At 60.8% G+C, this 12,703-nt stretch carries 11 protein-coding genes and 1 pseudogene; 7 read left to right on the forward strand and 5 right to left on the reverse strand.

Annotated elements, in window-relative coordinates:
* Together EOA36_RS12205 and EOA36_RS12210 are read right to left on the reverse strand one after the other, a co-directional pair.
* Positions 1 to 1,222: pseudogene (locus EOA36_RS12205) on the reverse strand (DNA polymerase Y family protein); the annotation flags it as partial.
* Positions 1,137 to 1,898: an ImuA family protein gene (locus tag EOA36_RS12210; protein ID WP_127277857.1), complete on the reverse strand. Its 762-nt coding sequence runs from the start codon at positions 1,896 to 1,898 to the stop codon at positions 1,137 to 1,139. The pseudogene EOA36_RS12205 and the gene EOA36_RS12210, both read right to left, overlap by 86 nt.
* A gap of 237 nt (positions 1,899 to 2,135) precedes the next feature.
* Here EOA36_RS12210 and dinB point away from each other — a divergent pair, with 237 nt between their 5' ends.
* A complete protein-coding gene (gene dinB, locus EOA36_RS12215) occupies positions 2,136 to 3,209 on the forward strand; it encodes a DNA polymerase IV (protein WP_245460077.1) in 1,074 nt (357 codons plus the stop codon).
* Between the two features lie 12 nt (positions 3,210 to 3,221).
* Here the strand turns inward: dinB and ligD are convergent, their stop codons facing one another.
* A complete protein-coding gene (gene ligD, locus EOA36_RS12220) occupies positions 3,222 to 5,162 on the reverse strand; it encodes a DNA ligase D (RefSeq protein ID WP_126101818.1) in 1,941 nt (646 codons plus the stop codon).
* A 131-nt stretch (positions 5,163 to 5,293) separates the two neighbouring features.
* Here ligD and EOA36_RS12225 point away from each other — a divergent pair, with 131 nt between their 5' ends.
* The 6 genes from EOA36_RS12225 to EOA36_RS12250 all read left to right on the forward strand — a co-directional run bounded on the left by EOA36_RS12225 (position 5,294) and on the right by EOA36_RS12250 (position 9,926).
* Entirely contained in the window at positions 5,294 to 5,476 is a 183-nt protein-coding gene (locus EOA36_RS12225; protein WP_126101817.1) for a DUF3606 domain-containing protein, read from the forward strand.
* A gap of 19 nt (positions 5,477 to 5,495) precedes the next feature.
* Positions 5,496 to 6,272 carry an exodeoxyribonuclease III gene (gene xth / locus EOA36_RS12230; protein ID WP_126101816.1) on the forward strand — a complete coding sequence of 259 codons (777 nt, stop codon included), beginning with the start codon at positions 5,496 to 5,498 and terminating at the stop codon, positions 6,270 to 6,272.
* A gap of 117 nt (positions 6,273 to 6,389) precedes the next feature.
* Positions 6,390 to 6,839: a hypothetical protein gene (locus EOA36_RS12235; RefSeq protein WP_126101815.1), complete on the forward strand. Its 450-nt coding sequence runs from the start codon at positions 6,390 to 6,392 to the stop codon at positions 6,837 to 6,839.
* A 158-nt stretch (positions 6,840 to 6,997) separates the two neighbouring features.
* Positions 6,998 to 8,104, forward strand: coding sequence for a hypothetical protein (locus EOA36_RS12240; RefSeq protein ID WP_126101814.1), 1,107 nt, complete (start codon positions 6,998 to 7,000; stop codon positions 8,102 to 8,104).
* Positions 8,104 to 8,955, forward strand: a complete 852-nt coding sequence (locus EOA36_RS12245) for an HNH endonuclease (RefSeq protein ID WP_126101813.1) — start codon at positions 8,104 to 8,106, stop codon at positions 8,953 to 8,955. The genes EOA36_RS12240 and EOA36_RS12245 overlap by 1 nt, the downstream gene beginning before the upstream one ends.
* Positions 8,956 to 8,975: 20 nt before the next feature.
* A complete protein-coding gene (locus EOA36_RS12250; protein WP_126101812.1) occupies positions 8,976 to 9,926 on the forward strand; it encodes a hypothetical protein in 951 nt (316 codons plus the stop codon).
* Positions 9,927 to 11,230: 1,304 nt separating this feature from the next.
* Here the strand turns inward: EOA36_RS12250 and EOA36_RS12260 are convergent.
* Together EOA36_RS12260 and EOA36_RS12265 are read right to left on the reverse strand one after the other, a co-directional pair.
* The gene (locus EOA36_RS12260) at positions 11,231 to 12,037 is read right to left on the reverse strand and encodes an aspartate/glutamate racemase family protein (RefSeq protein ID WP_127277859.1); all 807 of its coding nucleotides are present in this window, start codon (positions 12,035 to 12,037) and stop codon (positions 11,231 to 11,233) included.
* A 65-nt stretch (positions 12,038 to 12,102) separates the two neighbouring features.
* The coding region (locus EOA36_RS12265) for an ABC transporter ATP-binding protein (protein ID WP_145969155.1) at positions 12,103 to 12,703 on the reverse strand (601 nt) is incomplete at its 5' end.

Genomic DNA, 12,703 nt, shown 5'->3' on the forward strand with positions numbered 1-12,703 from the left:
TCCTCCACCTGGAAATAGTCGCGCACGGCGATTAGTTCGGCGTCGCGCTGCCACCATTCACCGAAAACGCGTTCGGGACCGTCTGCCCGCGCGACGCGATGCCGGATGCCGCGCCAACTGAACCAGACCGGCGGATGGTCGGGTAGCAGCGCCATGGTCTCAATGGGTTCGGGGTGGGTCAGCAGACGCGCCGGGCGAGGCCAGTCACTGGGCGAACTCGTCCCGTCGTCCGGCGCATTCGGTGCGATGCGGCGGACTGAGCGTTCGGGCACGTCACTCTCGACCGGGGCAAAGCGGTAGAGCCGCTGCTCGCCGATACGGTTGGCAAGCACGTCGATGAGATCGGTAATGTCGGGCTCCGGCTCCTCGACCAGTGAGGAGATGATCTGCTTGGCTCCGAAGGGCTCGGCGAGCGTTGCGGCCAGGGTCATCACCTCGATGCCGAAACCGGGATCGACGCTCTCGATCCGGTCGGTAAGGAGACGGGTCAGCCGTTTGACATCGCGCACTGGCACGGCGGTGCCGACGCGAATGGCCTCGATGCGGTTGTCGACACGATGAAACAGGAGGTCTAGCCGGCGTGGCCGAGCCCCTTGGCCTCGAGCGCTTCGCAAAGCGCCGCGACGAGCTTGCCGATATAGCGGGCTATGGTCTCGGCGGCGCCGATAGGCTCGCCGAAGGCCCGGCGAACCTCGATGAGTTCGGGAGAGCGGGCGGGCTCGAAGGGTTCGCTTCGCCGCCCCATGGCCTGGTCCAGGCGACGGCCGAGTTCGGGCCCGAAGCGCAGGGTGAGAGAGGCGCGCGCCTCGATACCGGAGGACGCCATGCGCGAGACGAGTCCCTCGAGCATGGCGTCCTCACCGCCATGCAGATGGTCGGTGCCCGTGGTGTCGATGATCAGGCCATCGGGCGGATCGGCGGCGACGATTGGCGCATAGCGCAGCGACCAGAGCGCCATTCTATCGAGTGCCGCGTTATCGCCGGCGGCATCCAGGTCGAAGCTCTGCACGTTGGGCACCAGCACCTGGGCCTTGCTCGCCGGCATGCCGACGCGCAGGCCGGCCGCGCGCGCCCCCGCATCGGTGGCCAGCACGAGCCGCCGGTTTCCCTGCCGGCCGAGCATGATGACCGGGGTTTCAACCGAGGGCGCGGATTGGCCCATGGCGCGCCGCAGGCGATCGGTCGGCCAGGTCGGAAAATAGAGCGAGACGACCCTTGTCATCGCAGGCTTCCACTTCAAAATCGGCGCTTTCTCCAGCCCGCACCCGGATCAGCTCGAGCTGCCAGCGAGCGCGGCCGATACCGGGGACCGGCAGGGGGCGGGAGGGGAGCGCGGTGACCCGCCAGCGGGTGACCGCAGCGGTTGGTTGTCCAAAATCGGTCGCCTCGGTCTGTCGGCGCCAACGGCGGATGGCGATGCCGATGGCGCCGGAGGTTTCGGCGGCAAGTTGCAGTCGGCGGGAGGCGGTCATTGAGAGCCGAGCCAGTTCGGCAACGACGGCCCCGAGCCCGCCATGGCGAAGCCCTTCCTCGAAACAGGCGAGCACGGAAGCTTCGTCGCCGGCCTCGACATAGACGACGCGGCCTGGGAGCAGACCGGCCTGGGCGAGGGCGGGCGCAAAGAGATCCTGCCGCGTAACGCACCACAGCACCTTGCCCTTGGTTCGAGCGGTAATGCCGGCGGCAAAAAGCGCCGCCGCGGCGCCACCGATCGCTCCGTTTCGGCCGCCGGCGATCTCGTGCAGCGCGCCGAGCGCCAGCCCGCCTCCCGGCAGGACCTTGTCGATGGCGGGAACGCCGAAGGGAAGCGACGCACGGTTACGCGTCGGCCCGCCCTCGAGGCGCGCGATTCGCTCGCGAAGCGCGGCGATAGCAGGGCTGGCGGCCGGCTGACCCATGGACGAACCACTCTCAAACTGTCTTCCCAACGAATTTCGGGGCTGATATGTTCCTTATTTGTTCTCTTGGGGCTGATGAGTCGATCGGGGTCGTTGCGTCGCTTCGAAAGTTGGATCGCAGACTGCACTCCATCGCGTTGCGGTCTATTTTCATATGCGGCAGGCGATGCGGGAAAGGGCGTTATGGGCGAGCGAATTGACAACGGCCAAGAAGCTGATGCGCCGAAGGCGAAAGGCATGGCCATTCTTCGCAAGATCATCCATGTCGATATGGATGCCTTCTTCGCCTCGGTCGAGCAGCGCGACAAACCGGACCTGCGTGGCAAGCCTGTGGCGGTTGGTGGCTCGGCGGCGCGGGGGGGCGTGGCCGCCGCCAGCTATGAGGCCAGAAAGTTCGGGGTGCGATCGGCCATGCCCTCGATCACCGCGAAGCGCAAATGTCCCGAACTGATCTTCGTGCCGCCGCGGTTTGACGCCTACCGGGCCGTCTCACAGCAGATACACGCGATCTTCGCCGAGCACACGCCACTGATCGAGCCGCTTTCGCTCGACGAAGCCTATCTGGACGTCACCGACAATCTTCAGGGCATCCCGGTCGCCACGACGATCGCGGAGATGATCCGCACGAAGATCAAGTCCGAGACCGGTCTGACAGCGTCAGCCGGCGTCAGCTACAACAAGTTCCTGGCCAAGCTCGCCTCTGGCCAGAACAAGCCAGATGGGCTGTTCGTCATCACTCCGAAAATGGGGCCGGCTTTTGTCGAGGCATTGCCCGTGCGGAAGTTTCATGGCGTTGGCCCGGCGACCGCCGACAAGATGGCCCGGCTCGGCATCGAGACAGGCGCTGACCTGCGTGCGCAGAGCCTGGTGTTCCTGGAGGAGAAGTTCGGGAAGGCAGGCCCGTACTATTACTGGATAGCCCGCGGCATCGACGAGCGTCCGGTGCGGGCCGATCGCGAGCGCAAGTCGGTGGGGGCCGAGGACACCTTCGTGAACGATTTGTTTGACCTCGAAAGTGCTCGCAGGGAACTGGCGCCATTGGTCCGAAAGGTCTGGCGCTATTGTGCGGAGCGATCGATCCATGGCCGGACCGTGACGCTCAAGGTGAAGTTCGCCGACTTTCAGCAGATCACACGCAGCCGAACGATCGGTGGCGTCATCGAGACGGAGACGGACCTGGCGACCGTCAGCGGCACACTCCTCGAACAGGTGTTTCCCGTCACCAAGGGGATACGCCTGCTTGGGGTGACGCTTTCGAACTTGAGCGGAACGCGAGCAGAGGCAGACGGCCAGATGTCGCTGACCATCTAGGACTGGCTGCTGTTACCGGACTGCTTTTCGGATCCGCTCGGTCAGGGTTTGTTCGACGTCGAAATAGCCTTCCCACGCGTCGTCGGACTGCCGAGCTCGCGCAGCGGACGCGTAGACGTCAAAGGCGCTGGCGCTTTTGAAGGCCGGCAATTCATCCCAGGTGACGGGTACGGCACAGGACGCTCCAGACCGGGCTCGGGTCGACCAGGGACATATTGCCGTGGCACCCTGGCCATTGCGCAGATAATCGAGGAACATACGGCCCTTGCGCCTCGCCTTGCTCATGTTCGCGACGAAGCGGGCCGGATCCGTGCGGGCCAGCAATTCGGCGAAGTCCTGGCAGAAGCTCTTGACCTCTTCCCAGTCGGCTTCGGGAACGAGTGGAACGACCACGTGAACGCCTTTGCCTCCGGACAGCAGCGGCCAGGATTGAAGGCCGAGCGCTTCCAGAACGCCCCGGATGTCGAGGGCTGCCTGCTTGACGTCGTTGAAACCAAGGCCCTCGTCGGGATCGATATCGAAGATCATGCGATGCGGCAGTTTCGGCTGCTGGCGCAGGCTGCCCCACACGTGGAATTCCAGCACGTTCATTTGGACGCCGGCGATCAGCCCCGCCAGATCGTCGACCCAAAGGATGCGTCTTTCCTTGCCGGACATCTTCTCCAAATGGCCGTCGTGGATGGCCTTGGGCATGCCTGGCAGCTTGTGCTTCTGAAAAAAGGTCTGCCGCAGATCGCCATCAGTGTCGCGCACCAGTGACAGCGGCCGATCCTGGATATGCGGCAACATCTTCTCAACGACCGCGGCGTAGTAGGCGGCGAGCGTAGCCTTTGTAACCTTGGTGCCGGGATACCTAACCTTGTCCGGATGCGTCAGCTTGACGCCGACCGCGACGGCGACCTCCTTGCCGATCGCCGGATCGAGATTGGCGGCGCCAGGCGTCGCCGGTGTCTTCGGCATTTCCATCGCCACCTGATCGGCTCGCTTGTCTTCGCGCATGCCCTGAAAGCTTGGATGTCGCAGGCTGCCATCTGGTGTGACCTCCGAATACGCAACCTCGGCAACAAGCTCGGGCTTGACCCATCTGGCTCGGCGCGCGATGTCCCGCGGTACGGAGGCGAAGGCCGGCTTATCGAGGCGACGCTTCTCAAGTTGCTCGAGGATGTTCTTGCGCATCGGCTGGGTGAAGCCAGTGCCGACGCGGCCACGATAGATCAGCTTGCCGTTCTCATAGGTACCCAAGATCAGCGATGCCATGCCGCGTCCGGTGTCGCTTGGGCGGTAACCGCCGACCACGAACTCCTGTCGTCTTGTGCACTTGATCTTGAGCCAGGTGGGGGCGCGGTCGCCGACATACCGGCTGTCCGCGCGCTTGGCGATGACACCTTCGTGGCCGCCGGCGCACATGGTGTCGAAGACTTTCTTCCCATTGTCGGCGATATGACTGGAGAATTGCAGGCTGTCGCCGGGCTCCCGCTTGCCCAGAAGGACCTCAAGTCTTTCCTTGCGGTCGAGGAGTGGACGGTTCGACAGATCGTCGCCGTTCAATTCGAGCAGATCGAAGGCATAGAACTTGAGCGGCATGCCCGCGGCGATGCCGGTTTTCAGCATGGAGAAATTGCTGCGACCCTGGCTGTCGATGGCCACGATCTCGCCATCGATAAGCGCGGAGCCCTTGGTCAGCGACCTCAGCGGCGGCACGATCACCTTGAACTGGCGGGTCCAGTCGTGGCCGTTGCGGGTATAGACCACGACCTCCGAGCCGGAGATCGCGGCCTGCGCGCGATAGCCATCGAACTTCATTTCGAAGAGCCAGTCGGCGCCCACCGGTATGTCGTCTGTCAGCGTGCAGAGCTGGAATGGGCGAAACTTGGGAAGCGCGTATGGAGGGATAGATTCCGAGTCCTTGCGCCGTGCGCGCTTCTTGCTGAGAGCGGCCTCTACGGCCGACATAGGGAACTCGCATACATTGTGCGATTCAATACTCTGACCTGAGATTCAGTTCCACTCCGCGCGTCTATCGATTGAACCGGAAGAGCCCGACCGCGTTGTTGGGAACTGCACGCAACCCCTTGGAGGAAGAAATGGCCACTACTCAAACAACTCGCGGACGTAGCCAGGACCGCGCGAAAGTCGCTGGTGGGCAGGATCATGAGGTGAAATACGAGGCGGGCAAGACTGGGGCCACCAAGGCTGGTGTCAAGTCGGCTGTGAAATCGGTCGGCAACAGTCGCAAGAAGGTCGAGGAAAAACTGGGCAAGAAGTGAGCCTCGGCCGCGAGGACAGATGGTCCGCATCGCCACCTTCAATGTGAACGGCGTCAATGGCCGGCTGCCCGTGCTCCTCAAATGGCTCAGGGCAAGGGACTACGACATCGTCTGCCTGCAGGAACTGAAAACGTCGGACGAGAAGTTTCCAGCCGACGCGATCCGCGAGGCGGGATACGGCGCGGTCTGGCATGGCCAGAAATCCTACAATGGAGTGGCCATTCTATCTCGGGGAATGGACCCGGTGGAACGCCGGCGCGGTCTGCCGGGCGATCCTGATGATACGCACAGCCGCTACATCGAGGCCGACGTGGACGGGCTTGTTGTCGGCTGCCTTTACCTGCCGAATGGGAATCCAGCGCCTGGTCCCAAGTTCGACTATAAGCTACGCTGGTTCGACCGTCTGATCAGCCACGGCCAAGTCCTGCTCAAAGAGGGAGCACCAACTGTGCTGTGCGGAGACTACAATGTCGTTCCAACCCCAATTGACGCTGTGGTGCCGCGACGATGGCTAGGCGATGCGGTTTACTTCCCCGAGAGCCGGCGAGCCTATGCCGAGATGCTTGAGAATGGGTGGATCGATGCGGTTCGACGCATTCATCCGGAGAAGGGCGTCTACACCTACTGGAATTTCTCCTACGGCGGTGGCTACGATAGGAGCTCTGGCTTCCGAATGGACCATCTGCTCATTAATCCCTCAGTTTCCGACAGGCTCCGCAACTCCGGTGTGGATGTCGAGTTGCGTGGTGAGGAAAAGCCGAGTGACCATGCGCCGGCTTGGATCGAACTTATCTAGCCCACGAGGCTGCGCGGGGTGCAAATAGCGCATTCCAGGCACCCCGAAGCTAACACCGGCTGAACTCATTAGTTGTTGTATGCTTGCACACGCCCAGGCAGGCATGAGGCCGCTTCATTGACAACGAGCGAAAGTAAAGAACTCCATTTCGACGATGTGGATAACAGACTCTACGGTAAGCTGCATGCTGCACGCCACGACTTGGCTGCTGCTCACAGCTACGGGCTGTTTATCTTAAAGAAGGGGTGGAATGGTCACCCGTATGGGCGCGCGTTCGGAGGGAGCAGGGGGTGGCCACAATTTCCCAAGGAGCTTCTGGATACCTACGACACAGCAGAAGCTGCGCTGCACATGAATGTCATTCGCCTGCGTCACCAAGTTTACGCTCATTCTGACTCCCAGAGCTACTATGTTCGACCCTGGCGATCCGACTACCATAGCGATATCGAGCAGGTGCCGATCTTGGAGTTCGATGCGGCGAGTACCCAAACGCTGGTTACGATGTCCCAGAAGATGATGGCGGCCATTGGCACGGCGATGCATCAGATAAAGGCTCGGTATCCTTAGATCGGTCACTGCGATGCAACCCCACGTCCGACATCCTTGCTGTCGACCCCAGTTGTAATCCTGCACCGATCCATCTGATTCGCGGCTCATTTCGCCTGTCGCCTTCCATGGCGAGATACTGGTATAGAATTTCTATTCGCGGGTTGGGGGGAGGGAGCGTGTTCTTTACAGTATTGCCTGTCGGCGGGCGGCCGCCGAGCAAGGCTCGATCGCGAGCATTTCTAATCAGCGACAACTGGGACGATTGGTTCGCATTCTCGACCATGTATTTCCTGACCTACATCGATGCCGATGGTGAGAGTCGGGACATCGGGTCCGTGAAAATCGGCCAAGTCGGGATGGAGAAACCTCAGCGGCGTCCCGACATTCCAGAGCGCTTCGAGGCCTTGGAGGAGCAATTTTTCTCTTTGGGCCAGGACGATACCTATTATGCCGCGCTGAACGAAATCGGGCCCGAGCTACGCGACCGAATCCTCGAAGGCCTCAGGGACCTCGCTTTCGATTCGGATCTTTTTGAGCGCGCGCTGCAGGAGCGTGTCACGGGACTATCGCTGCTTCGTTCCGTGTCGACGCAGGCGGTGCGTGGGCAGTACCGCCGCATGGCACGTGGTGGGGCTCGCGTCACACCCTTCGAATTCTCATACAGGATGCCTCGCGATCGCAGGTCGATTACGCAGCGGGTGGAATTGACGTTTGGGGTGTTTCCCGAAGTTCAGCCACCGACCAACATCCATGTCATCACGGGGCGGAACGGTGTGGGCAAGACCTACCTGCTAAACTCGATGACAGAAGCGTTCTTGGATGACAACGATCGCGCAAAGGGGCGCTTCGTCGTCAGTCACGACGACGAAGACGCCGGCTCATTTACAGGGCTCGTGTCGGTCAGCTTCAGCGCGTTTGACGATTTCACTCCAATCAGCGTTCCGAGGGACAAGTCCTCTGGTCCGCAATACTCAACCCACTCCCCTGTCGTGTTGCAGGAGGTGCCAATGAGTTGCGTCTGGAAGATTCGACGCAACGGACGCACTGTCGTCGCCGAACGTCCAGAAATTGAGACCTTTGGTGAGAACGTGGAAATTCTGACCCGCGAGGTCTTCGGCTTGGAGGTAACAGGGTCCGGCTTCCATAGGATGCTGCGAGATCAGGTGGCGGCGGGTGGCGACTTCGATGAGATCGTCGAACACTTCGTCGGTCAACTTGGCCTCGAAGGCCAGGCGATCGTTCGAGGCCTTATCGCTGCACGCGACGCGAATGGCGATGACTGATGTGGAAATTGCCAAAGCCCGAACAAACGGCCGAAGATGTGTTCACCACGACGATCAGCAAGGTGGCAAATGAGGACCTCAAACAGCGCCTTGTGAGCGTAACCGCTGCAATCGTTGGCGCCTCGATCGAGTTCGATGACGCGGCCTCCAACAATGAGATCCACACCATTGCACCGAGTGCGAACATCGACGGTATTGTAACAGTCAAGGAAATGTCGAGGGTCTACACTGGCAGATTGGCCGCGAAGGGGGCCCCTGGCCGGACCGTCTATGATGAACTAATGGCCGCTCCGAAGCACGGCCGATGCCCGCTCTGTGGCCAACACGTGGTCTCAACCCTCGATCACTATTTACCGAAAACTCAGTTTCCTGCGCTCGCGGTAGCCCCGTGGAACCTGATTCCGGCCTGTCATGACTGTAACAAGGCCAAGTCGGATGTCCGGCCATTGACGGCGAGCGAAGAGACTATCCATCCCTACTATGACGATATCGAAGGCGAGCCCTGGCTTGTCGCTGAAGTCGTCGAAGGTACGCCTGCGGCTCTGCGGTTCCTCGTTTCCCCACCAGCCGGCTGGAGCGAAATCTTGACCTCCCGGGTCCAGCGCCAGTTTAAGATGCTCAATCTGGCGAGCCGATATGCGGCAAAGGCCGCACAGGAACTTACCGAACTAAGCGATCTGATGAACACAAACTATGCAGATGGCGGCGCGGACGATGTGCGCTCACTTCTGCAGAGCACGGCGAACAGCTGTCGGCTGGTAAATGTGAATGGTTGGCGGACGGCCTCCTACCAGGCGTTGGCCGACAGTGACTGGTATTGCCGAGGCGGCTTCGCGGCGGGTGTAGCATGAGGAGGATTATAAACGGGGTCGTGTACGATACCGAAACCTCCGAGCGATTAGCCCGAGGCGACCACGGCGACGACAGGTCGGATGCCTCCTGGACGCTTTACCGGACACCAAGCGGCGTGTTCTTTGAGCTGCTGGCAGGTCATGATGGTGTGTTGGAGGGGTTCTTCCCCCTGACGGACCTGGAGGCGCGAAAGTTCCTAGAGCGCCATGCCAATGATCGGGTCGAGCAGTATTTCGGGCCCGCTCGCGAGGCGACGCGCTCGCTGTTTTCGCGCCGGACGATTATTGCGGCGGCTGACGTTCTGGAGAACCTGACGCAGGCTGAAATCAGTGCGCTGCTCACCGACTTTGGGCCCAGCGTTTACGAGAATATCGGAGGTGGTAGCGCAAAAGCACGGATGGTTGAACTGAAGCAGTTCATCGATAGAAATCCGAGACATCCCGTTGACGATGGACTACTTGAAAACGCGCTGGTTGAACGCGCGGCTGCGCGTCTTCCCGCCGTCAAGCCAGTATATGAATGGTCGAAGCCGACCGTTGAGAAGCCCGAGTTTCAAAGGCTCCGCTACGGACTGGAGCAAGACGGGTTCACAGTATCGGATGGCATTCTCCGGCGCAGCCTTCCCACGGACATTGGGCTCCCGCAAACCGATTCCGAGTTGCTGTTGCTTCTAAAGCAGCATCGGTTTGAGGTGTCGCGTGGTCACCTTGTTCAGGCACGGGATGCTCACGCCCGGGGAAATTGGGCGTCCGCAAACGCTGCTGTCGAATTGTGTAAGTTCGTTTGTGCTTGGGGGCCAAACGGGAAGCGATGCATACCCAAACTGAAGCAACCGCTGTCCTGTGCCGGTTTTGCGTACGGCGTCCGCCACAGCCGGCCAAACGAAGTGCGCCTTGGGCGCCGCAAAGGCGCTGACGGAAATGATGTAGTCAAAAGAATGCATGCCGCGACAGCGACTACATTGTTGTAGCCTTTTCAACAGCGTAGGAATCCGACGGTATTTGGAACGGTATTATCGAACTCATTGATAGAAATTATATAATAAATTCAATTCGTTGATGCTCCAGTTGATCATCGAGTGGGAGTAGGGGTTAGGCGGAATAGCGTGGTTTGCCGAACCATTTCCGGCGCGATCGCCTCTTTCGCTGTTTGGTTTAGATAGACCTCTTTCGATCTCCTGGCAAAACACAGGATTGATCTGAACGAAGTTGGGAACGGTTGTAAGTGCAGTCGGCGCGTCGGAGAGTTGCGGCGTGCAACGGCGTGCAAATAGGCGGGTTCCTTTGCGCTCAGAGACCGTCGTTCAAGGGCAGCTTAGTCCCTGGGCACTTGGTTAGGCTGACCAAAATCGTCACCCTCTACGCTTGGCCATGATCCTGTTCCATCAGCATTATGTGGCCCGATCCGCCTCCGGATTTCGCACGCTCGTCCTTCTTGCAAATGATCACGCGGATGGCTACTTCGACTGACGTATTTCTGGCGGTTTCAGTCAGCGGGCGTTCGCCGTGCGCCCTTCATTGGTTCGTGTCTGTGACTGTAATGCAGCGCGGTCCTTCCAAGCGAGAACGACCATTCAGACTGGCAACGGCGAGCGTCCTTCATTTGCTTGATCTCAAGCTGGAAATTATCACGGACACTTCAAAAAATTGACACGGTTCCCGGTCGAGCGGGAGCAGCACGCCATGACCCGGCATGGAATGGTCGAGCCTTCAGCCGCAGGCGCTTCGCCTCCGGCAACGGCCCCGCGCGCGCCCATGGTGACTATCGATGTCGACAGGGCCACACCCAACCGCATGCCGGGTCGGCAATACCGCGCGGAGGCGCAACGAAGCGGCCTGTCCGCATCCACCCCTGCGCTTCCCAGCGGCGGTCGCGCCATCGCCGACATCAGCCGCAGATCGAAATCCCCATAGCCATCGACTTGTGGCCCGCGGGTTCCTTCCTCGGGGACTTTCGTACGCCTGCCGGCGCCCGAAACTCTTCACGTAAGCTGACTTGCGGCTTCGAGGCTCGGAATGTCAGAAACGGACGTTCAGGCATCCCGCGTCTATTGACGCGGCTTGACCTATTTCTCGAAGCGGGTCGTCACCCGTGGAACCGCTTGAGCTCGGCGAGGCCGCATTCGACGGGATGATGCCAGGTAACATGGGAGCGCTGGCAGTCCGTATCGCACGATATGTCCAGGGCCGGTCAAGAGTATCGAGGAGGCAATGTATCGCCTGCTTTATGCCACCGAATGGTTGCACGGTTGGTCGACGGCAAACCGATTCTGAATCAACCGGAAGCGTTTCCCTTGGGGTAAAAGCCCGTCACACTGTTGAGGACGTGGTCAGTGTTCGCAGGTGCCAAAACTGCCGGAGCAAAGGATGCAAGCGCGCCAGCATAGGGTTTCGCCAAGGGATAGGCATATGCCCCCCGTTTTGACGTGCTTAACCCTTGCGCCACTAGCGCCTCGGCCTGTTTCACCGCAGCCGCCACGCCGTCGATCACGGGCACGCCGTATTCGCGGCGCAGCTCATCCATAAGGTCGGCCATGCCGGCGCAGCCGAGTACGATCGCCTCAGCGCGATCCTCAGAGAGTGCGCGGGCGATCTCGCTCCTGAGTTTTGATTTTGCGTCCGATGCTGGATCCTCAAGCGACAGTACCGGAATGTCGGCCGCGCGCACCTTCGCCTTGCTTTGCATCCCGTAGCGCTGCACCAGCGCTTCTAGCGGTACCCGGGAGCGATCCATGGTTGTCACCACGGTAAAACGCTGGGCGATGAAAGCTGCGGTCACCAAGGCGGCTTCGCAGATGCCGATAACGGGAATGGTGGCGAGTGCTCGTGCAGCATCAAGGCCGGTATCGTCGAAACAGGCGATCACCGCAGCGTCGGCCCCATTGCGCTCGCCGCCTGCGATTTCATCAAGCAGACCCGGTACCGCCAGTGCCTCGTCGTAATAACCTTCGATCGAAGCTGGGCCCATGCCGGATGTGGCGGCGAGTATCTCAGTCGAGCTCGCCGCGACCGCGGATGCAGCCCTGGCGATCGTCGCGGTCATGCTGGCGGTTGTGTTGGGATTGACGATGAGAATACGCAAGGCGTTACCTCACTTCCATGCGGCGATGATCCCGACTGCTTTGATCCTGCTCAACGCGCATCGCGCTAGAGGGTCGCATGATGGCAGCGCACCAACGTGCCGCCGACAGGGCGGGATTCGGGTGCGTCAGTCCGGCAGGTATCGGTGGCCAGCGGACAGCGCGGATTGTAGGCGCAGCCAGGCGGCGGATCGATCGGGCTCGGCAGGTCGACTGTCGCCGGCACGCGATCGCGGTTTGGGCGATCTAGATTGGGCACGGTATCGAGCAGGAAGCGCGTATAGGGATGTTGCGGCCGTTCGAAGATTTCATCGGTTGCGGCTTCCTCCACGATCCGGCCGAGATACATGACGGCGACACGGTCCGACACGTGCCTCACGGCCGCCAGATTGTGGCTGATGAACAAATAGGTGAGGCCGAGTTCACGCTGCAGGTCTTTGAGCAGATTGAGGATCTGCGCCTGCACCGACACATCGAGAGCCGAGGTCGGCTCGTCACAGACCAGAAACTCCGGTTCGGCAGCCAATGCCCGGGCGATAGAGATGCGCTGGCGCTGGCCACCGGAGAATTCGTGCGGATAGCGGTTGGAATCCTGACCGGAAAGGCCGACCGTCTCCAGCAATTGTCTGACGCGTGTCTGCGTCTCCGCGCCCGAGGGGCGCAAACCC

Source organism: Mesorhizobium sp. M8A.F.Ca.ET.021.01.1.1, from assembly GCF_003998025.1.
In the GTDB taxonomy this organism is placed as follows: Bacteria; Pseudomonadota; Alphaproteobacteria; order Rhizobiales; family Rhizobiaceae; genus Mesorhizobium.

Excerpts from the sequence above, each read along its gene's own strand:
- EOA36_RS12245 (WP_126101813.1), top strand. The coding sequence starts at position 8,104 with ATGTGGAAATTGCCAAAGCCCGAACAAACGGCCGAAGATGTGTTCACC.
- EOA36_RS12225 (WP_126101817.1), top strand. The coding sequence starts at position 5,294 with ATGGCCACTACTCAAACAACTCGCGGACGTAGCCAGGACCGCGCGAAA.
- EOA36_RS12210 (WP_127277857.1), bottom strand. The coding sequence starts at position 1,898 with ATGGGTCAGCCGGCCGCCAGCCCTGCTATCGCCGCGCTTCGCGAGCGA.
- ligD (WP_126101818.1), bottom strand. The coding sequence starts at position 5,162 with ATGTCGGCCGTAGAGGCCGCTCTCAGCAAGAAGCGCGCACGGCGCAAG.
- xth (WP_126101816.1), top strand. The coding sequence starts at position 5,496 with ATGGTCCGCATCGCCACCTTCAATGTGAACGGCGTCAATGGCCGGCTG.
- dinB (WP_245460077.1), top strand. The coding sequence starts at position 2,136 with ATGGCCATTCTTCGCAAGATCATCCATGTCGATATGGATGCCTTCTTC.